This is a genomic window from Deltaproteobacteria bacterium (assembly GCA_019308995.1).
Classification (GTDB): domain Bacteria; phylum Desulfobacterota; class Desulfarculia; order Adiutricales; family JAFDHD01; genus JAFDHD01.
Genome location: JAFDHD010000111.1, coordinates 1 through 20,090, shown reverse-complemented (window position 1 = coordinate 20,090; position 20,090 = coordinate 1). Strand labels below are relative to the sequence as shown.

At 46.9% G+C, this 20,090-nt stretch carries 17 protein-coding genes; 10 read left to right on the top strand and 7 right to left on the bottom strand.

Annotation, left to right across the window (positions count from 1 at the left end):
• Positions 1-27 precede the first annotated feature (27 nt).
• From JRI95_14340 to JRI95_14310, 7 genes are all read right to left on the bottom strand, one after another.
• Positions 28-441, bottom strand: coding sequence for a helix-turn-helix domain-containing protein (locus JRI95_14340; protein MBW2062722.1), 414 nt, complete (start codon positions 439-441; stop codon positions 28-30).
• 522 nt (positions 442-963) lie between these two features.
• Positions 964-1,971 carry an MBL fold metallo-hydrolase gene (locus JRI95_14335; GenBank protein ID MBW2062721.1) on the bottom strand — a complete coding sequence of 336 codons (1,008 nt, stop codon included), beginning with the start codon at positions 1,969-1,971 and terminating at the stop codon, positions 964-966.
• Positions 1,968-2,237, bottom strand: a complete 270-nt coding sequence (locus JRI95_14330) for a hypothetical protein (protein ID MBW2062720.1) — start codon at positions 2,235-2,237, stop codon at positions 1,968-1,970. The genes JRI95_14335 and JRI95_14330 overlap by 4 nt, the downstream gene beginning before the upstream one ends.
• 223 nt (positions 2,238-2,460) lie before the next feature.
• Positions 2,461-4,653, bottom strand: coding sequence for an adenylate/guanylate cyclase domain-containing protein (locus JRI95_14325; GenBank protein MBW2062719.1), 2,193 nt, complete (start codon positions 4,651-4,653; stop codon positions 2,461-2,463).
• Positions 4,631-5,257 (bottom strand): hypothetical protein, encoded by a 627-nt coding sequence (locus JRI95_14320; GenBank protein ID MBW2062718.1) that lies wholly within the window; start codon positions 5,255-5,257, stop codon positions 4,631-4,633. Before JRI95_14320 ends, JRI95_14325 begins: the two co-directional genes overlap by 23 nt.
• A gap of 150 nt (positions 5,258-5,407) precedes the next feature.
• The gene (locus JRI95_14315) at positions 5,408-7,366 is read right to left on the bottom strand and encodes a caspase family protein (protein MBW2062717.1); all 1,959 of its coding nucleotides are present in this window, start codon (positions 7,364-7,366) and stop codon (positions 5,408-5,410) included.
• A gap of 849 nt (positions 7,367-8,215) precedes the next feature.
• Positions 8,216-8,575 carry a hypothetical protein gene (locus JRI95_14310; protein ID MBW2062716.1) on the bottom strand — a complete coding sequence of 120 codons (360 nt, stop codon included), beginning with the start codon at positions 8,573-8,575 and terminating at the stop codon, positions 8,216-8,218.
• A gap of 334 nt (positions 8,576-8,909) precedes the next feature.
• On the opposite strand from JRI95_14310, the gene JRI95_14305 reads away from it, so the two are divergent.
• From JRI95_14305 to JRI95_14260, 10 genes are all read left to right on the top strand, one after another.
• Entirely contained in the window at positions 8,910-10,034 is a 1,125-nt protein-coding gene (locus tag JRI95_14305; GenBank protein MBW2062715.1) for an IS4 family transposase, read from the top strand.
• Between the two features lie 116 nt (positions 10,035-10,150).
• Positions 10,151-10,420, top strand: coding sequence for a site-specific integrase (locus tag JRI95_14300; GenBank protein MBW2062714.1), 270 nt, complete (start codon positions 10,151-10,153; stop codon positions 10,418-10,420).
• A gap of 731 nt (positions 10,421-11,151) precedes the next feature.
• Complete coding sequence (locus tag JRI95_14295) at positions 11,152-12,021, top strand: hypothetical protein (protein MBW2062713.1); 870 nt, start codon at positions 11,152-11,154, stop codon at positions 12,019-12,021.
• Positions 12,022-12,304: 283 nt separating this feature from the next.
• Positions 12,305-13,354, top strand: a complete 1,050-nt coding sequence (locus tag JRI95_14290; GenBank protein ID MBW2062712.1) for a (Fe-S)-binding protein — start codon at positions 12,305-12,307, stop codon at positions 13,352-13,354.
• A gap of 4 nt (positions 13,355-13,358) precedes the next feature.
• Positions 13,359-14,720 (top strand): FAD-binding oxidoreductase, encoded by a 1,362-nt coding sequence (locus JRI95_14285; protein MBW2062711.1) that lies wholly within the window; start codon positions 13,359-13,361, stop codon positions 14,718-14,720.
• 51 nt (positions 14,721-14,771) lie between these two features.
• Entirely contained in the window at positions 14,772-15,947 is a 1,176-nt protein-coding gene (locus JRI95_14280) for a (Fe-S)-binding protein (GenBank protein MBW2062710.1), read from the top strand.
• Positions 15,948-15,953: 6 nt separating this feature from the next.
• The gene (locus JRI95_14275) at positions 15,954-16,733 is read left to right on the top strand and encodes an electron transfer flavoprotein subunit beta/FixA family protein (GenBank protein ID MBW2062709.1); all 780 of its coding nucleotides are present in this window, start codon (positions 15,954-15,956) and stop codon (positions 16,731-16,733) included.
• On the top strand, positions 16,734-17,720 hold the full coding sequence (locus JRI95_14270; protein ID MBW2062708.1) for an electron transfer flavoprotein subunit alpha/FixB family protein: 987 nt from the start codon (positions 16,734-16,736) through the stop codon (positions 17,718-17,720). It abuts the gene before it with no gap.
• Positions 17,721-17,943: 223 nt separating this feature from the next.
• The gene (locus JRI95_14265) at positions 17,944-18,918 is read left to right on the top strand and encodes a nitronate monooxygenase (protein ID MBW2062707.1); all 975 of its coding nucleotides are present in this window, start codon (positions 17,944-17,946) and stop codon (positions 18,916-18,918) included.
• Positions 18,919-19,131: 213 nt separating this feature from the next.
• Complete coding sequence (locus JRI95_14260; protein ID MBW2062706.1) at positions 19,132-19,827, top strand: enoyl-CoA hydratase/isomerase family protein; 696 nt, start codon at positions 19,132-19,134, stop codon at positions 19,825-19,827.
• Positions 19,828-20,090: the final 263 nt, after the last annotated feature.

The window sequence follows — 20,090 nt, the reverse complement described above, 5'->3', positions numbered from 1 at the left end:
GGAAGGCGGATTTTCCTAAAGATGAACTCAGGCGGATTTGGCGAAATACTTTCGATAATACGCGCATTCGTCGCAGGCGTCTTCGCAGTGTACTTTAAGGTGTCCTGTTTCCTGTCTCAGGATATAACAGCGCTGAGCCCGGGAGGCAAAGACTATACAGCTCGCACACTGATGACGATGACCGAGATTAACAAAGCCCTTGTGGTGGTATTCCCAGCAGTAGACGAATCTCTTGCGGCGGGTCAGCTCATACTCCCGGATGATTTCAGGATCGTAGTTGTTCGCTTCCATGAAACGCACCAGCTCCTGCCGGCTGATGCGGCGATGTCCCCCCGGGGTGGCCGTGGCTGCCAGGCGGCCCTTAATGATCCAGTTTCTGACCGTAACCCGAGTGACATTAAGCATGAGCGCTATATCATGTGTGGTAAAGTAGTCTCCCATACCAGTTCACGCTGCCTTCCAGGAATTTTGAATTTTGCATAGTATAACATAATTAAGTCACAAAAGGAAAGTCAACCTTTCATTTAAGAAGTATAAAATTTGGTTTGAGGCCGAACAGGGCGTTCTGATACCAGGTTGCGATCAAACATTTACTAACGAATTGTCATTCAGAGCCCCGGCCCTCTGGCAGGAGCCGTAGTGTTATTTGGCAAAGAAATTGTTTTCAAGTTTTGGAAGAGGGCGGGGATAAACCCCGCTCCTACTTTAAATCGGTATTGTAGGGGCGGGGTTTATCCCCGCCCGTATATTTCTTCAGCGACGAATCTCGATCTGATAATAATTATTGATTAATTTGAGATTGCTTTGCGGAGCCTGTCCAGAGCGAAAGCCAAGGGCTTGCAATGACAGGAAAATGAATTTTATCTATATTTGAATGCAATTTAGTATGAGGATGTTAGAATAAAAATTTTATTCGATATTTTGAAAACTTAAGAGTAAAAATTCAAGTAAAATATCTATTTTTTATCCCGGAGAAAAATGTTCCACACCATGCCGCACTTCAACCTTAACCGCTCCTTCAGCTAAAAAAGCTTCAAGAATGGCGCGGGTCTGATATAAATCAACAGCCAAATAAGCGCTTCCGGTCCGCCTGTCTCGCTTGCGGATCAGATCATAAGGCGTGAAATCCTGGCAGACCTTTTTCAAAAGCAGGGTCTGTTTTCTGGCCAGTGAGGCCCTAGCCCTGGCAATTAAATCCGGCAGCCGGGCCGGCGGGCCATGCCCGGGCAAAACCAGGTTGGCCTCCACAGTCGCCAGCGCGGCCATGCTTTCTTGCAGTTCCAAAAATCCGTTAAAATACGCTCTCCCCTGGCCGTCCATGCTCATTGTCGGCCGGGGCGTTCCCAGGGAGAGGAGGGTGTCGCCCGTGAAAAGGATTTTCTGGTTTTGTTCAAGAAAACAGACACTGCCCGGGGAATGCCCTGGAGTAAAGATGATCCGCAGGTCATAACCGTCAACCGGTAGCTGCTGCCCGTGCCACAGGGGTTCGAAGCTGTCCAGCCGCATGCGGCGGTAGGTCTCTGCGGCAGACCTGAGTGCCTGACCTGCATTTTCCAGGGCCATATCGTCAACCCCCAGACGTTTGAACAGCCGGGGCGCTTCATGAGCCATGAAATCTGCCTGCCGCCCGTCCAGCCTGGGCTTCTCCAGGAGGTGGGCCCAGACCAAGGTTCCAAAATCCTGGGCCAGGCCGGCCGCTGCGCCGGCATGGTCCATGTGACCATGGGTCAGAAAGACGTGTTTGATTTCATCCGGCCGAACGCCTTCCCGGGCCAGAGCCTCCTTGAGCCGCTTCAGGGGAATGGGCGCGCCCAGCCCGGTGTCTACCAGAACCGGCTGCTGTCCGGTCAAGAGATAGCTGTTTATTGTTCCGGGGTTGTGAGGCAGCGGCAGTTCAAGGCGAACGATCCCGTAACGGCTGAGCTCGGCCGCTGTGTCTTCCTGGGCCAGATTATCTTCAGACAGGCTCAAGTCAAGTAACCCTCCTCACGGCTTTCCCGGGAGGAATTGCGGGCCACCTTCCTCACGCTCCACACCAGAAGCCAGCCTCCCCCGCACGTTAGCCCGGCCCCGGCCAGACAGGCGACCCAGAAGCCTTTTTGAAGCGAATAAGCCAGGCCGACCAGAAATGACGAAAACCCGAGCCACATGAATACCACGGCCAGCAGACAAAGCAAAACACCTCCGGCTGCTTTAAAGCCGCGGCTGGGACTGGACTTTTCTTTAATTAACGACATCAAGAAAATACCTGTGCCATGCTGGCGACTGCATCTTAACCGAACCCCAAAGGGCAAAGTTGCACTAAATTGGCTCTTTGACAACATACTGATTCAAATATGATATCAGCTGATTATTAAAGAACTAAGTGCAGTTTTAATGGTGTATTACCATTTTTTAGAGCCGATCTCCGCCATGGTTGCGACCACCTTGTTCCATGACACGCTGACGAGGCTGTTTCTTTTATTTTGAAGTCAAGGCGACAGATCCATCCCAGTCAGCAGGCAGATCCAGGCCGTTGACCGCGTCAATGCGCGAAATCATCTCCTTTGACGCGGGATCTTCAGGGCGCATGGACAGCGTCTTGAGAAAGTTTGTGTGCGCCAGGGCAAAATTCCGGTTTAAGTAAGCCTTAAAAGCAGTATGATAGGTCTGATAATATAATTCATCGGCCGGATCCATGGTTCCCGAGTTTTCGCCGTAGACTTCAAAAACTTTCACGGCTTTTGACTTTCCCTTGACCTTGATCACGTCCAGTATCCGTGTTTTAAACATCTCCGGGGTTAACTGATCGTAGGTCAATTCTGAAATCATTAAAAAGGTATGATACTGCTTGTTCGCTCCTTCCAGCCGGGATGCCAGATTCACGGCGTCTCCGATGACCGTATAGTCGAAAACCTGGTCAGAGCCCATGTTGCCGATGATCATGGGGCCGGTATTGATCCCAACGCGGCAATTTAATTCGGGAAGCCCCTTGCGGCTCCATTCCCGCTGCAGTTTTTTCAAACGGCGTTGCATGGTTAAACCGGTCCTTACGGCCATATCGGCATGATCCGGAGCGGGAATGGGGACCCCGAACTCTGCCATAATGCCATCCCCTTGATATTTATCAATAATACCCCCTTTTGCTAATATGATGCCTGTCATTTCGGTGAGATACTCATTGAGCAGATTGACGAGATCAGGGGGCGTCATGCTTTCGGAAATCGCGGTAAAATTTTCAAGGTCCGAGAATAGGACGGTGATAACTCTTTCTTCACCGCCCAGTTTAATAAGCTCCGGGCGTTCGAGCAGATGGTCTACCACTTTTTCGGGCAAGTATCTGGAAAAAGTGTTTTTTATAAAGGATCGTTCTTTGGAAACGGATATTTCTATCCCGATGACCAGGGTAAAAAAGATAAATAGAACGCTGCTTCCAACTGTGACCAATGGAAAAAGCTGAAACTTGATGAACTGGAGCCATGTGAATCCTATCAGGCCCGCCAAAATAATTCCTCCAACCGTATATAGGGGCCATGAAGATTTTGGCAGGGCTGAAACGGCCAGCAGGCATCCAAGGACAAAGATCAGGATGACGGCGCGCCAGAGAGAAGTCTTGTTGTAAAATGTGTTTGTGAGCAGACCGTTCAGCATGGCGGTATGGATGGCGATTAAGGGCACGTCCTTTTCAAGGGGCGTCTGCCCCAGATCGGACGTTCCAACGGAGACGTCCCCGATAAAAACGAATTTTCCTTCAAAAAAATCCGTTAAATTTCCTCTTAACCCTTCATCCTCAAAATATTGTAAAAAGGAGTGCGCCTGAATCTTGTTAAAGTCTTTATTCCATACCTGGGCAAAGGGGATATACGCCCGCCCTCGGCCGTCAATAGGGATGGTAATCTCACTGTCCAGTAAACCTGCTTGCCTCGCGGGAATAACAATCTTTTCTCCCCAGTGCACGGTTATGTCCTCGAAAGAGACTCCGGCGTAATCAAGCAGCATGGATAAGGTGAGCGTTGGGAAATAAAGATCATCCACCTTTAACAGCATAATCATATGCCGATATACACCATCGGAATCACTATATGCGCTGATATGACCTGAACTGAAAGCAGCCCCTGAAAAAGCGTCAGTCTGCATCAGAGCTTTGGTAGCGTAAAATGGATTTGGCAAACCTTTTTCAACAGGCCTATTCAGACAATCCGATCGAAATCGTCTGTAAGCACTGCCTTCTTTCCATTGAAAGGATTTCTTCTTGTCTGAATAAGCCAGTCCTATGGGCAGGTATACGGAACCTAGTTGCGCCAGGGATGATTTGAATTTCCGGTCTGAATCGGGCTGGCTTGGTCGGGCAAAAATGATGTCATAGGCCACGCTTTCAACACCCAGGTCACTTAAGGCATGGTTAATTTTGGCCAGGTCGGCTCGATCCAGGATATTTCTGCCGAAATATTCGTAAGAATCGTCCGTCATGGTGATGTAGACGATTTGAGGCGAGATTGGGGGGCCGTACCCTTGTTTCACCACCTGTCTGTACACCAGATCAAGTGTTTTATAGTCCGCTTCCGTCCAGACGGAGTTTCTTGCCCATATGTAAATGAAAATGCAAAAAAATGCGCCCATCGTCAGCAAGACAATGAGCTTGAGGATTTTTCTACTTTTTAATTCTAAACTCATATCTCTTTACGAGAATGGACTTCCCTGAATAGATCTGAAGCTTGCTCACAAATGGGTCCACATCTCCAACGCCTGTTGCACTCCTGACATTGCCTGAAATGGGAAACGGTTTTTCCGTCTTGCCGCTCAGATCAATTTTGCTCTTTTTGAGCAAGACTTTCTCAAGCTCAGCCCATCTCGCATAAGGCACCTCTCCAGCCTTAAAAATGTTTACCGCTTCGGGCGGCTTACCGGTACCGATAATAATCGTAAAAGTCTCTTGAGGACTCTTTCCGTCGACCTGATAAAATTCCTGAAGGGACGGCATAACCAGCGCGGAACTCTGCACGTCCTGCTGCACCATATTCAGCAGGGCCGCTTTCTTAAGGTCGGTGTGAACCACATAAACATAACCGGTTTTTTCCGGCTGAATGTAAATTCGGAGAAGATCGCCCTCTTTAAGCCTGTCCTGCGATTTCGCTCGCTTAATTAAATCACCGGTTTTGATCTGTATTCCGATCTTTGCCCGAATTTTTCCTTCCTGCGCATCGGAAAAACAGACGCTGCCAACTATCAGAAATACACTCAGACATAATACAAAGAGCACCTTTAAAAGAACTCTCATTATACTTTCCTTTTCACGGTGACACGGATTATGAAAAGATTTCGGTCGTTAAATCACCAGTCATGAATTGACGCACCCTGAAAAAATGAAACCATGACCTAAGCGGCCCAAGGTTGTCAGGGGCCGTAAACTTCCGCTGATCATCAAGAATTATTCCAGCCGTATCTCGTCAATCCACACGGTATTGGAACCGGGCATGCCTCCATCAAAACTATGGCTCGTAAAAAGAAAAAGGATATTCAGAATATTGCGTAGATCAGGCTTCTCCGGGTAATTCTTGATGTTTTTCTTCGTCCCTGCGGAAGGCACAAGATCGTCAAAGTAAATTTCAATTTTTTGCCATTCAAGAGTCGGTACAATCTTAGCTTCGTTATAATAACTGACCCACTTATTCGATTTAGCCAGATCTTCATTATAACAGGAAAAAACTATGTGGATTCTATGCGGCCTCGAAAAGAAGCCTTTCTTTTTCTCCCCTTTCAGATAGAAAACGAATTTATTATATTTTGAGAAATCATAAGCAGTTATCTTATTTTTCTTGATCTGTTTGATCCTGGAAATGGTTCTGCCGCCTATTAGGGCCAAAACCATCGCATTTTCACCCAGGTCATACTTCATTTTCATGGAGCAGGAAGTGCTGTTGGCTCCTTGAGTGGTGTCCGCGGTAAGAAGTATTTCCGATGATCCCACGGCTTTTTTCAGCCAATTGTCATGAAAATTTACGGCCCACAGGTCCTCGTCTTCAAAATCATCGATCACAAAAGGGCTTTGCCCAAGCCTTACCCTTTGAAAAACATCCATCTTGGTTTTTGGGATGGAGGCCAAACGCTGCTCGTCGGCTTTTTTAGCATTCAAGTCTTTCTGCTGTTTCAATCTCTCCATTTCAGCCTTTACCCGCTTCAGCTCTTCTTCCAGGGCCTTCTTTTCTTCCACCTCCCTTTGGTGTTTTGTTTCCGCTTCCATGCGCTTGATCTCCAGTTCCTTTATCCTGGAATCCTTTGCCTTTTTATCCTGCTGCTGTTCTTCTTTGGCCAGTTTAAGCCTTTCCTCCACATCCAGCTTCTCGGCCTGGACTTCCTTTTCTTTCTCGTCAACCTTAAGCTTGGCTTCCAGAAGCTGCCTCATCTGCCGCATGAGCTCTTCAGTCTTTTTCCGTTCCTCCCTCAGCTTTTTGAGTTCCTCAGCAATGGCGGTTTCTTCCTCCTGAACCTTTGCTCCCCGTTTTGCCTGCTTCTGGCGTGCTTTTGCGGGTACAAAAATAAATTCACCCCTGTCAAGATTCGGGTTGTTTATTTTGCCATATTGCGGGTGCTGCATGCGGTGCGTGTAATTGACCACCCTGTCCGAGAGATACATCCCCAGTTCCGACCCCGTAATATACCCGTCACCGGTCAGATCCGCATCACCATCCAGGCCAACTAACAAGCACCTTTTAAATATGCTTTTATCCGGCACCTGTTCATCTTCCCGGCCGGCCGTGATGTACTGCCTTACCGGCAGCAGGCTCTTCTCGGTAATATCATGAGGCACCGCCCTCACCAGGGCGAACAGAGCGCCTGAAAAACATGAATCAAACAGCATAATCACATGCCTGGCCCTGATCTTCAGGGAGGCCGACTCTATATCCCTCATGCTGACGGCGTGCGTGGCAAAACCCATGGGATCGTTCTTTAACATCGGGCAGTCCCTGGGAACGATGTACCCCATATTCGTCTTGTCAGCCAACTTTTCCGTTTCACCATGACCCGCATAATAGAATAAAATAGCCCGATTCTCTTCCCGGCCCATTTTATAGACCATCTCGGATAAGGCCGTCTTCAGCTCCCGGGACGTGGGATCAAACACCTGCTTTACCTGAAAGCCAAGCTCCCTCAGCTTGGCTGACACCTCTTTGCAGTCATCTATGGTATAAGGCAGCTTCGGCCAATACTCGTAATCGCTGACGCCCACAACCAGGGCGTGGTAATCCTTATAGAGACCAATCTTTTTCCCTTCTTTGGTCACCACATTGATAACACGCAGGCCGCGGGTGGCTGACAGTGCGGGAGCAGCGGACATGAGGACTGAAATGAGAACAATCAGGAATGTGTAAATAATTCTTTGCCTCATTGATAACCCCGTGTCTGACCTGATAAAAAAAATTTTTCGATCTATTGGAAGCTATAACAGGGTTCTTTTTCCGGTCATGTGTTGTTGCGCATGCAACCTTGTTTAGTGTTTCTTGTACGCCGCGAGGTCTCTCACCTTAGGTCATTCAAGGTGTTGAAAAGCCTTTGCCTGCCATATAATGACGATTTCTCGTCAAAAATACACAAGAAAACCCTATCTGTTGATTCTCAAGCATAGTAACCAACAAAAATTTACTCTGTCAACCAATATTGAGCCATCACCTGCGTCCAAGCACTGCCCGGTAATGATGGCTCAGCGGAAAAGCAGAAGCCACATGAATACCACGGCCAGCAAACAAAGCAAAACACCTGCGGCTGCTGTCAACCCGCGGTTGGGATCTGACTTTTCTTTAATTAACGGCATTAAGGGTATACCTGCGCCTTGCAGACGACTGCATCTTAACCGAACCCCAAGGGGATGTCAAAAGAGAGCTTTTAGGGAGCTTTTTAGGACTAGGAGTCTGCGGAGTGCAGGAAAAGCCTTGGAAAGAATGGCCGAAACACGTTCTGATTAGAAAATCTCGGTATTGCTTCGAGGCCAATGCTCCTCGCGGTAAAATTTTACAACAATATCAATGGTATGCCATAGCAAGTACTTCGGTCACGCTCTGCCTCATAGTAATCTTTTCTTGATAATTTTTTCCAAATTCTAATGGCTGCGATAGATATGTTTGGGCAGGTGACCCCGACAACAGAAAGTTGTCGGGGTCACCCGCCTTTCAGCTTAATATTAGATTACGTTGTGGTTAAGTGGTGTTTTGTCTGTGTTAAGTTTTCAGCTTAAAAATTATTATTTTTTGCCCTGACCTTCAAAATCGCCCATTTCCCAGGAACCTTTGACTTTTAAGTTTTTATCCACCTGGCCGTCGAAATTAAATTCACCTACATCGGCGGAAAGCAAAACGTTCCATTTACCATCTTTGCTGACCGAACCTTCGCCCTTGGTACCCGGGAGAAGACTTACCTCTAAATCCGCGATGCTTCCATCGTCAGCCACGGTGGCTGTCCAGGTACCTTGATAACCTCCGGTAAAAGTGCCTTCGTACTTCCCTGCATATGGGTTAGTCGCGAAAACCAGGCCAGTCGAAGCCAGCGAAAAAGCAAGAACAACAGCCACTAAAAAAACCAGTTTCATTAAATTTTTGTACATCTTTTACCCCTCCTTATTATTTATAAGATGAGTAATAACTTACACATGATCCGGTCATATTGTCAAGCGTAATTTTATAGTTTTTTATTAATTTTCTATCGTTATTATGACGACAGAATTAATTTAGTTAGTGCTTACTAAAAATTTATTTTTACTCACTAGTGTCCGGGTATTTTTTTTCACAAGCGCTATTAATTACATAAATTCAATATGTTTTTTTTTCACAAGCGCTATTAATTACATAAATTCAATATGTTAAATTACCTAAATATCGTGATCGATTTGACCTCAATTTTAGTACAATTCGGCCATTCCACTGTCGAGGGGATGGCCTATGAACTCCGAACGAATCGTTTTCTCCCAGGTAATGGATCACCTCCCACTTCACGAATTCCGAAAGTGTGTCAACCGATATCGCGGCAATTTCAAGGTCCGGGCGTTCACATGCCTGGAACAGTTTTTTTGTATGGCCTTCGCCCAACTGACCTACCGCGAAAGCCTGCGAGACATCGAGGTGTGCCTGCGGGCGGTCCAACCGAAACTCTATCACATGGGGATTCGGTCACGGGTTTCCCGGAGTACTTTGGCCGATGCAAACGAAAATCGCGACTGGCGCATCTACGCCGACTTCGCTCAAATACTCATCGCTGCCGCCAAAGATCTCTATGCACACGAAGAATTCGGGGTAGATTTGGAAGCTACGGTCTACGCTCTAGATTCCACTACCATCGACCTGTGCCTTTCACTGTTCCCATGGGCTCGATTTCGCGATACCAAGGGGGCAATCAAACTGCACACACTGCTGAATCTGCGGGGCAGCATCCCCGAATTCATCTATATTTCCGACGGGAAACTGCACGATGTCAGAATCCTCGATATCTTGATCCCGGAACCAGGCTCATTCTATGTGATGGATCGTGGTTATGTGGATTACTCACGGCTCTATACCATCCATCAAGCCGCCGCCTTTTTTGTGAGCCGCGCCAAAAGCAACTTCGGCTTCAGACGTCTTTACTCTCACCACGTAGACAAATCAACAGGTCTCAAATGCGATCAGATTGTTGTCCTGACGGGCTTCTATGCAAAGAAAGACTATCCAGAAAAACTGCGGCGCATCCGCTATCTCGACGTCGAGACCGAAAAGACCTTTGTGTTTCTGACAAACAATTTCGCTCTTCCCCCTCTCACTATAGCACAGCTGTTCAAAGCGCGGTGGCGGATAGAGCTATTTTTCAAATGGATCAAGCAGCACCTGCGGATCAAGGCATTTTACGGCACATCGCCAAATGCGGTGAAGACCCAAATCTGGATCGCCATTTCCGTTTATGTCCTCGTCGCGATCCTCAAGAAGAGGCTTGGATTAGAACAAAGCCTCTACACAATTCTACAGGTTTTGAGTGTCACTCTTTTAGAGAAAATCCCCATTTTACAGGCCTTCCAGGAGGAAGATTACATTTAGAGAAAATCCCCATTTTACAGGCCTTCCAGGAGGAAGATTACAAAAATGAAACAGGGGCTTCCGATAAACAGTTGTTATTATTCAATTAACAACCGGACAGTAGTGATGTCAGGGAGATGACCATTCAACCGGATCAACGGATTTTCCCTATATGTTATGAGGCTGCGAGAGAAATGGTGGCCAAAGCAGGTGCCGTAGTTGGTATCCACCTCAGGCCCCATGATCTCAGGCGTCATGCTGCTACTTATGCATCACGCTCTGGTGTGCCTATCGAGATCGTTTCAAAAATCATATTACGACATTCGAATCTTTCAACAACAGAGCGGTATTTGGGCAAAATCAGCGACGTGGAGGCCATGAAATGGATTGATAATCTGTACGCCTAGTTGTAAGGCATCAGGGTGGAACGCATACCGTTTTCACCCTGATGAATTCTTTGATCACCTTCCAAAATCTGAAAATATCGACTACCTGAAAAACCTTTGATTTGTCTGACACCGAGGAGGTGTGATGGCGTTTGCATTTCAATTACTTGGGAGGCCTTCGTAGGGCTCACTGCACGGTTGAAAAGTCCGAACCTCATGGCAAGTGATCACAGTTTTAGAGACCAAATTGCGAACCGCAACATATTGTGCCTGCCTTATTTTTCGATTGAGGGCTATCTCTTGAATTGGGCAAGGTAACAGTGGCATGATCGACCGTGGACTATGGCAAGCTGATGCACTTTACGACTGCCCAAATATTGACGAATACCCTTTATTGGTCAATTACCATTTTGTTACGTATAGATGCACGTATGTTGCATTTTTTCATCTACGGCAGTAACCATAATATACAGTACCTACACACCACCTAATTCTCCTCTGTAACCAATCAGCTAGACATTCCAAGCCCATCTGGTTGACGTTGGTGGGTTCATGTGGCTTCCTTCGGCCTTCCCGCTACGCCGTCACTACCAGGTGGTGTTTGGCCATGGCTGACGGGTGGATATCCGCTTGACAGCAAGGGCTTCGGGAGATTACTATGCCTTGAAGTGGAAAATTTGTCCGGTTTTTAAGAAAACTGGAGGGATCGGGCGTACAGTCTCAGCCGCTAAAAATATTGAAAGTGGGATATCATGACTCGTGATGATGAACTTGGCGCCCGTATCATAGCGGAAGCAGCAAAAATTACACGGCTGACCTCTTCAATGGAGAATGTTGGAAAAATTACCATGGCTATAGGCAGAGGGGGCACCGGCAAGTCCACATTCGTTGCTCTCCTAGCCAGATATCTGAAAACACCGCTTTTGCTCTTAGACATCGACCCTGACCAGAGTCTGGCGAACATGCTCGGAGTGGAACTGGAAGAAACGAGGGTGAAGACCGAAATTAACCGAGAAGTATCGCTAAAGACCCTTTCTGATCTGGCCGAAGAGCTTGAAAATGAGGACGCCTTTTTTGAAATGGGGGCTGGTCCACCCTTTGTAAAGATACCGCTACTTTTAAAAAATTATTCATATTACCGATCGGAAAAATTTGACCTCTTCTCCCTGGGACCGCGCTGGACAGAAGGCGACTATCGCTCGGCCAGTTTCCTTTTTGAGTTTATTATTCCTACTATTGGTCAGCATTATAAAAACATTCTGATAGACTCACCAGCGGGGTTGGAGCACCTGAACAGGCGGGTGGTGCCAAGGGTGGACGACCTATTTGTAATTTTAGACCCTTCCCTTAAGTCAATAAAACATGTTGAGAGGGTTAAAAAGATAGCTCAAGCTGTAGAGCTTCAATATGAACACCTCTATCTGGTGGGCAACCATGAATTTTATCATGAGGCTGAGCAGTTGATACAATCCACTGGAGAGGTCTATATGGGAAAACTAGATTACGATGCCGTTGTCCGGGACTATAACCTCAAGGGGAAGTCGCTCTGGGAACTGCCGCCGGACTCCACGGCCTGTTTATCTATCAAAGAGCTACTGGCCAGGGCCGATTATGAGATTTAATGTCCAGCAGGTTATACCGCTGATCGACAATGACTCAACGTTTCATGGAGTAAAAATTCAAATTCGCGAATGAAAATATTGAATTGGGGAAAATTTTAGGCCGAATAGTAATTGATTCCTGCTTTCCCAAAGTGTTATTGTTATTGAAATTTAATTGTGACAAGTGCAAATAAGGAAATATCACTGAACTAGGCATCGAGGCATTATTGGAAAAAACCCTAATTAAGTCAAACTCGGCTAGCGTGCACAACTAAAATATCCACTAAGGATAAGGAGGCGATTGATGTATGAAGTTAAATATGATGAAAAAAAATGTCTGAGTTGCCGCACTCAAGATTGCCTTATCAAGTGCCAATACATTGACATTGATAAGGAAAGCGCGAAAAAGGAAATATTAAAAATAGGGCATGGTGAGGATTCCTTCGTATTACACGAATGTGTTACCTGTTACGCCTGCGAGGAATACTGCCCGATGAACAATCATCCCTTCTACCTCATTGTAGAGAAACAGGAAGAACTTGATATTCCCCCGCTGCCTCGACCTCTTATCCAACGGGGTATAAATTTAGGCGTTCCATTTCGGGGAGAACCCGTAATTGAGAAAGTGAACGGGCGATCTCTTCTTATGGGGGTCTTCTCCGATCTCATGTTTTTGATACAGGGAAAACTGTTTGAAGGAGTACCTGTAATTTCATCAGACCCCCGTAAAATGTTTCATTATTTCTGTCAACTCATGTACCTCCACTATGCCAGAACCTCTGTAATAAATGACAGACTGCCCAAGATCATCGAAACCATTGCCAAACATGAGGTTGATGAGGTTATCTGTTTCCATGACGAATGTTATGGAACATACACCTCTTACTGCTCGGCGGTTGGTATTGAGGTTCCGTTCAAGCCTGTTCACTTTTTTGAATTTCTATATGATCGGTTAAAGGAACTCAAGGATGAGATAGAACCAGTGAATTTAAAAGTAGCTTATCAGCGTCCGTGTTCATCTCGATTGTCTTCCGATAAGCACCACTTTGTACAAGACATCTTTGAGTTGATTGGCGCGGAAGCTGTTGAAAGGGAATATGTTGATGAGAACGCGCTTTGTTGCGGCGGCACAATTGTTGGGCAGAGACAGGAGGGGAGCCGTAAGCGAGCCGCGGAAATTGAGAAAAAAAATATTGAGGATATGAAAAGCGCCGGAGCCGAAGTGTGTGTCTTTAATTGCCCCGCCTGTTATAACACCATGGCTCAGATAGTCACTAGAAACGGTATCGCGCCTATTTATATGAGCGATCTTTGCCGACTCGCCATCGGCGAAAATCCGGCGGGATGGAGGTAATTTCATGAATTCAGTTTACGAAGCACTCGTGGAGATAGTTGGTAAAGACCATAGCTCCGTTCAGCCGGAAGAGCTTTTCATCTATTCCTGGGACCTCGGGACAACAGAACCACACCGGCCGGACTATGCGGTATCGCCCAGGACCCCCGAACAGATTCAGAAGATTGTTCAACTCGCAAACAAGGAGAAGATACCCGTAGTTCCTCTTGGAGGGGGTCTGTCCTTAGCCGGTCTGGCTGTCCCTTTTAAGGGAGGAATTCTTCTGGACCTTAAGAGAATGGACAGTATCATCGAGGTAAATGAGAAGGCTCGTTACACTGTCGTGGAGTGCGGCGTCTCACAGGGCCAATTGACCTCTTATCTGGAGAGGCATTGTCCCCATCTGACCCATTCAGAACCGGGAGCGCCGCCCACCGCCACCATTGCCGGCAATATGGCTATCCATGGGCAGGGAGATCTTGCGCAGCCATACGGCTTTAATTCCGATATGATTAATGGGTTAGAGGTAGTTCTGCCAACCGGCGAGATCTGCCAATTCGGCTCCTGTTCGATAGGTTCGGGCTGGTTCACCCTGCACCCCCTGCCTGATGTGGGGCTTTTCCTGGGATGGACCGGCACAACCGGCATCATCACCAAGGTATCTCTACGCCTCTTCCCCTGTAAAAAAATCAGAGGAGCGGCTCTATTTGCTGTTGATAACGAAGAACTGATCCCTGAAATTATTTATAAACTTACCCATACTCAGATGGTTGAGGATATAGTGGCTTTTAGCCAGGCAATACCACCTTTTTCCAGCGGGCTTCAGCACATAACTATTAACCTGTCCGCAGATTCAGAAAAAGAGCTTGAGTTCAAACAGGAAATAATCTTTGACGATACATTGGGAGAATATATTCGTAAAGGAGACGGCGGGTACCTGGGTTTCAACCGAGGCCTGCAACGACCTCAAATCTCAAAAACCTCTGACTGGCGGAAGGGAGGCGGCTTTGAATATGTCGGCAGCATTATGCCTATTGATACATACCCAGAATGCTACCGGAGAGGAAGGCAAATTTCCGAAAAACACGACATACCATACACGGTACTTGGACGCTGCATTGGCGCCGCCCACGCTATGATGTTCTCCTGGACGTACGCCTTTAATAGAGCGGACCCGGAAACCATCAAGCACGCGAAGGCCGCGCTGCACGAAACAGACGATCTTGTTCTGAAACTGGGAGGGACAATCTGGAAACCTGGACTCTATGGTCAAAAGCTGGTTATGGAGAGATTAAATTCCAGTACTTTCGACCTCATGAGGAAGGTGAAACAACTCCTTGACCCCAATGGAATCATGAATCCTGGAAACTGGGAACCCGCCCTCTAAGGGCGTTACTGAGTACAACGAAGCCGTTCGAAAAGCCTGGGAGGTAATCTGATGACTTTAGAGGATTTTAAATACAGTGATATCATACATAGATGCTTCAGGTGTGGTTACTGCAAATTTCCGGTAAGCTGGATGGATGTCAACAACTGTCCCGCATATGCCAGATACCGCATGGAGACTTATTCCTGTGGAGGAAGATTGTGGCTAACCCGAGCCTGGCTCAGCGATGAATTAGACTGGACAGAGCATTTTGCTCATATCATATTTTCCTGCACAGCATGCAAAAACTGCGAAGTTAAATGCCCACTCAGCTTTAATGTTGACATACTCAACATAATAATAGCCGCCAAGGAAGAGATGGTTGAGAGAGGCACCATACCTTCTGAGGTTAAAGACTTCCTGGAGAATATTCAACGATATGGAAATCCATACGGCACCGCACAAACCAAGAGGGGTGAATGGCTGGAGGGAACGGAGATAGAACAATACCAGGGCCAGGACTATCTCTATTACGTTGGCTGTATCGGTTCCTATGATACACGGGCTCAGGAGACCGCTAAGATACTTGGCAAGGCGCTTCAAAAGGCCGGTGTCTCATTTGGTGTGCTGGGTAATGAAGAAAAATGCGATGGCAATGAAGTGAACATGATTGGTGAAACGGCATTATTTGAAATGCAAGCTGAGGAAAACATTGCCCAGTTCAAGGATCTTGGCGTGCAAAGGATTGTTACCCTCTCGCCCCATTCATACAACGCCATAAAGAACGAATATCCAAAATATAATGGGAGCTTCGAGGTTTTACACCAGACGCAATTTCTTCAAAACCTCATCAATGATGGCCGACTGAATGTTACCAACGGGTTTGAGGCCAAGGTTACCATCCACGATCCGTGCTTCCTTGGACGTTGGAATGGTGAATATGAGGCTTTCAGAGAAATTCTAAAGGCCATTCCAGGAATTGATCTGATCGAGATGGAGAGAAACAGGGACAGCGCGCTCTGCTGCGGCGGCGGCGGGGCCAACTTTTACATTGATTTCCTTGGAGGCAGTGCCGACAGTCCATCAAGACGCAGGGTCAGGGAGGCTGTTGAGACAGGCGCTAATATACTGGCAGTGGCCTGCCCCAATTGCTTGACCATGCTTGAGGACGCCGTAAAAGCAGAAGGGCTTGATGATAAGCTTTCCGTAAAAGACATTTCTGAGATTGTAGGGAAGGCTGCGGAATAGAGTAGTATGGATATCATAGCCTGCATTAAAATGGTTCCAGATGCTTCAATAGTAGACACCCTGAAAATAGATCCCGCCCAAAAAGAGATCGAGAAAGACGGACTGATTTTCAAGATAAACGAATGGGATGAGTATGTCTTGGAAGCAGCGACGCGGGTTAAGGAGAAGCAGGGAGGCACCTTTACCGCAATTACGGCAGGACCCAAAGGCTGGGACGAGATTTTAAAAAGAGCCCTGGCCATGACAGCTGATCGGGCCATCCGGATTGATGAGGATTTCGTTACCGCCGAGCCCTCTGTTGTTGCCCGAGTACTCGCCAAAGTAATTGAGGGCTTACCCTACGACCTGGTACTTTTTGGCGCCCAGTCTGAAGATTTCAATAGTGGTCAGCTTGGATGTATGGTGGCTGAAATGCTTGGTATTCCCCATGCTACCATGATTGTTGGGTTGGAAGTGGGGGAGAAAACTATGCAGGTAAAAAGAGAACTGGAGGCGGGGGCGTTTGAAAACTACACATTGAAACTCCCCGCCCTACTGACTATTCAGACCGGAATTAACCAACCGAGGTATCTCTCTGTGTCCGCTATCAGAAGGTCAATGAAGAAGGAATTGCAGATCGTATCCCTGGACCAGATTGAGATTTATCCAGTAGAAAAAAGTCCGATGGTAAAGCTGGAAAAATTAGAGTTGCCGCCACAAGGCAAAAGAGCAGAAATAATATCCGGTTCACCCGACGAATCGGCGGAAAAATTGGCTAGAATACTCAAGAGTGCGGGAATTCTTTAAATGACCGAAATATTAGTTGTTGCGGAATATTCCAAACAACATCTGACTGAAGTTTCGCTACAGATGCTGAGTAAGGGAAGAAAATTAGCTGATCAATCTGGTATGGAACTGAATTCAGTGATTATCGGCAGAGACGTGGGACAGCACGCAGAGACCCTCGCCAGGTGGGCAGATAGGGTTCTGGTAGTGAATAACGGCAATTGGGATACATCTCTGCCCGAGCCCTATCAAAAGATACTGGTTCCTCTAATAAAAAAAAGAAAACCGAAGATTGTGCTATTGGGGCATAGTTCCTTTGGTATGGACCTGGCTCCTTCTCTATCAGTTGAACTGGAAGCTCCTCTTATTACAGATTGTATTGATATAAATATAGAGGACAGCACTTTATTAATCACCCGGTCGATCTATAACGGAAAGGTAAATGCCGTCTACTCATTTTCTCCGTGTGAAACAATGATGATTACCGGCCGTGTTGGTGAATTCGATATCGGAGAGTGCGATAAACACGGGCAGATTGAGGAAGTTGATTTCCACCTGGAGGACATCAGCTACAAGAAGTATGAAGGATTTATTGAACCAAAAACAGGCGGTATCGATATCTCCCAGGCGGAAGTCCTGGTTTCAGTGGGCAGGGGTATAAAGGGAAAAGAGAACCTGGAAATGGTTGAGAGGCTGGCTGATCTATTAGGTGGCCAGGTATCCTGCTCAAGACCAGTGGTAGATTGCGACTGGCTTCCGTCTGAACACCAAGTGGGTTTATCCGGCAAGGTGGTGAAACCAAAGCTCTATATTGCCCTCGGTATTAGCGGAGCCTTCCAACACATTCTCGGCATGAAGGCCTCAAAAATGATCGTGGCCATCAACCAAGATGCCCAAGCATCTATTTTCAATACTGCTAATTACGGCATTGTGGACGACATCTTTAAGGTGGTGCCGGAACTTACCAAGAAAATAGTGGAACTTAAAGGGGAAGGCAGCATATCCTAATCCTACTACGTTAAATAATTAAATAAACCCTGATAAATATCTATATGAAACCTTTGTACCGCAAGCATAGACGATTTTTTAACGAAAGTCAACAAAAACTTAACGTAGTAGTACTAACCTCTTCAAAAGGAAAAGGAGACTTAATGTAGACGAAATTCGGCACGGGAATTAAACAGGTTTTTTAAGATTTTATCGGCAATCAAAAAGAAAGTAGGAGGTTAAAATGTTGAGGACTAGAGTTACGGAAATCCTAGACATCGAATATCCGATTATCGGCGGGCCAATGGCCTACGTATCCGGACCGGAGCTTGTCTCTGCGCAGTCCAATGCCGGAGGACTGGGCATCATCGCTTCGATTTCATTCCAGACGATCGACGAACTACGTGAAGTGATCAGGAAGACTAAGCAGCTCACCGACAAACCCTTTGGTATAAATGTTACGCTTCTACCGACAGCCCGGACAATCAACTACGAGGACTATTTTAAGGCGTCGATTGACGAGGGTGTAAAAGTCATCGAGACTTCGGGCCGCAGTCCCAAGCCTTACATGCAGATCATGAAGGATGCCGGGGTGATATCTATGCACCGCGCAACCCGGACGCGCGACATCCAGAATGCCGAGCGTGCCGGTTGTGACATAGTAACTATCATCGGCACCGAGGCCGCCGGGCACCCCGGGCAGGAAGAGGTCGGCACCTTCGTGCGTGTCCCGATCGCCGCTAATGCCGTGGATATCCCTGTAGTCGCGGCCGGTGGCATCACCGACGCGAGAGGCCTGGTTGCCGCTCTGGCGCTGGGCGCCGAGGGCGTCCTCATAGGCACACGATTCATGTGTACCCAGGAAGCGCGGATCCATGACAACATTAAAACCTGGATGCACGGACTTGGCGAAATGGACACCATCCTCATACAAAAGTCCATTATGAATGCGTCACGAGTGGTCAGGAACGAGCACACGGAGAAGATCCTTGAGATGGAGAACAAAGGCGCCTCGCTGGAAGAGCTCCTGCCAATGATCAGGGGTGAGAGGGGCGTTAATGCTTACGAGTCAGGCGATCCCTCCGAGGCCAACATAACCATCGGGCAGGGTGTGGGGATGATTAATGACACACCGACCGTCAAAGAGGTTATAGATGGTATGGTCAACGGAGCGAAGGAGATCATGCAACGTCTAGATCAGATCGGCCTGGCTGACTAAAAGGCAAAACAGCAGGCTTTAAAAAGCAGAGGGGCTTGCTTCTAACAATTTATCACCTTGGCCAAAGCTTTTACCATTAATTATTTTCGAGGATGATGAACGTGAGAGCCGATGTATCTCGACTGTAAGCAATGCTCCTCTTGAGGGTTTTATCACGATTTTTCTTGGTCCTCATATGGTTTAAGTAAACCTAGTATTAAGGAAGGAGACATCATGGCTTTAGTTGACTACATCATTGACGACAATGTAGCCATTTTAAGTATGAACAGTGGGGAAAACCGATTTAATTTTCCGTTTTTCAAGGCTTTCATGGAGGTGTTGGATGAGATAGAGCATGACACCGAGGCCAATGTACTCGTTGTGAAGTCGTCACATGAAAAGATATGGTCCAATGGTATAGACCTGGACTGGCTTGGCCCGGCGGTTGAAAAAGAAGGGCCAGAGCTGAACATAAAGTTTATGACAGAAATGGCCATTTTCATGAAGCGGGTGCTGACCTATCCAATGCTGACTATTGCGGCCATTACCGGTCATGCCTTTGCCGGTGGAGCTTTTTTGTCATTCGCGCATGATTTTCGATTTATGCGTTCGGATAGAGGGTGGCTTTGTATGCCCGAAGTGGACATCGGGATGACTTTGGGGCCGATGTTTTCAGTCATTTCAAGACGAGCGGTCCCTATGTATATGTTTGAAGAAATGCAATACACCGGTAGAAGACTCACCGCACAGGAATGCGAAGAGCACCATATTATAAAAAAAGCGTGCCATATTGACGACCTTATGAACGAAGCGCTTGCTTTTGCAAAGACATTAAACAAAGATAGAGAGTTAATCCGGAAAATGAAAAAGGAGACACACAAAGAGATCATAGCGGTCATTGATGAAAGAATAACATCGGTATCCCAGTAAATGAGGGATGAGTCTCAAGAGTATTTGAATCACCAATAATCTGTGCCGAGACAGATCAAGTATATATTATCCGGCCTATGGTATTTAAGGGGTCTTGAAAATGAGTTAGTTTCGACTTGAGTTGACAGCAGGCCTAAAAAAGGGTCAAATGTCCTCTTAGTAAAGAAAGACAAAAAAGGAGGACATCATGACCTTCCTGAACGGTTTACACTTGGCTTTAGAAAAGCAACTTAATGGCGATGTGCCGCCGCCGAGAATGGGCT

What these genes read in the sequence shown, in the direction of transcription:
- JRI95_14340 (MBW2062722.1), bottom strand. Translation starts at nt 441, where the DNA reads ATGGGAGACTACTTTACCACACATGATATAGCGCTCATGCTTAATGTC.
- JRI95_14330 (MBW2062720.1), bottom strand. Translation starts at nt 2,237, where the DNA reads ATGTCGTTAATTAAAGAAAAGTCCAGTCCCAGCCGCGGCTTTAAAGCA.
- JRI95_14325 (MBW2062719.1), bottom strand. Translation starts at nt 4,653, where the DNA reads ATGAGTTTAGAATTAAAAAGTAGAAAAATCCTCAAGCTCATTGTCTTG.
- JRI95_14320 (MBW2062718.1), bottom strand. Translation starts at nt 5,257, where the DNA reads ATGAGAGTTCTTTTAAAGGTGCTCTTTGTATTATGTCTGAGTGTATTT.
- JRI95_14315 (MBW2062717.1), bottom strand. Translation starts at nt 7,366, where the DNA reads ATGAGGCAAAGAATTATTTACACATTCCTGATTGTTCTCATTTCAGTC.
- JRI95_14310 (MBW2062716.1), bottom strand. Translation starts at nt 8,575, where the DNA reads ATGTACAAAAATTTAATGAAACTGGTTTTTTTAGTGGCTGTTGTTCTT.
- JRI95_14305 (MBW2062715.1), top strand. Translation starts at nt 8,910, where the DNA reads ATGAACTCCGAACGAATCGTTTTCTCCCAGGTAATGGATCACCTCCCA.
- JRI95_14300 (MBW2062714.1), top strand. Translation starts at nt 10,151, where the DNA reads ATGACCATTCAACCGGATCAACGGATTTTCCCTATATGTTATGAGGCT.
- JRI95_14295 (MBW2062713.1), top strand. Translation starts at nt 11,152, where the DNA reads ATGACTCGTGATGATGAACTTGGCGCCCGTATCATAGCGGAAGCAGCA.
- JRI95_14290 (MBW2062712.1), top strand. Translation starts at nt 12,305, where the DNA reads ATGTATGAAGTTAAATATGATGAAAAAAAATGTCTGAGTTGCCGCACT.
- JRI95_14285 (MBW2062711.1), top strand. Translation starts at nt 13,359, where the DNA reads ATGAATTCAGTTTACGAAGCACTCGTGGAGATAGTTGGTAAAGACCAT.
- JRI95_14280 (MBW2062710.1), top strand. Translation starts at nt 14,772, where the DNA reads ATGACTTTAGAGGATTTTAAATACAGTGATATCATACATAGATGCTTC.
- JRI95_14275 (MBW2062709.1), top strand. Translation starts at nt 15,954, where the DNA reads ATGGATATCATAGCCTGCATTAAAATGGTTCCAGATGCTTCAATAGTA.
- JRI95_14270 (MBW2062708.1), top strand. Translation starts at nt 16,734, where the DNA reads ATGACCGAAATATTAGTTGTTGCGGAATATTCCAAACAACATCTGACT.
- JRI95_14265 (MBW2062707.1), top strand. Translation starts at nt 17,944, where the DNA reads ATGTTGAGGACTAGAGTTACGGAAATCCTAGACATCGAATATCCGATT.
- JRI95_14260 (MBW2062706.1), top strand. Translation starts at nt 19,132, where the DNA reads ATGGCTTTAGTTGACTACATCATTGACGACAATGTAGCCATTTTAAGT.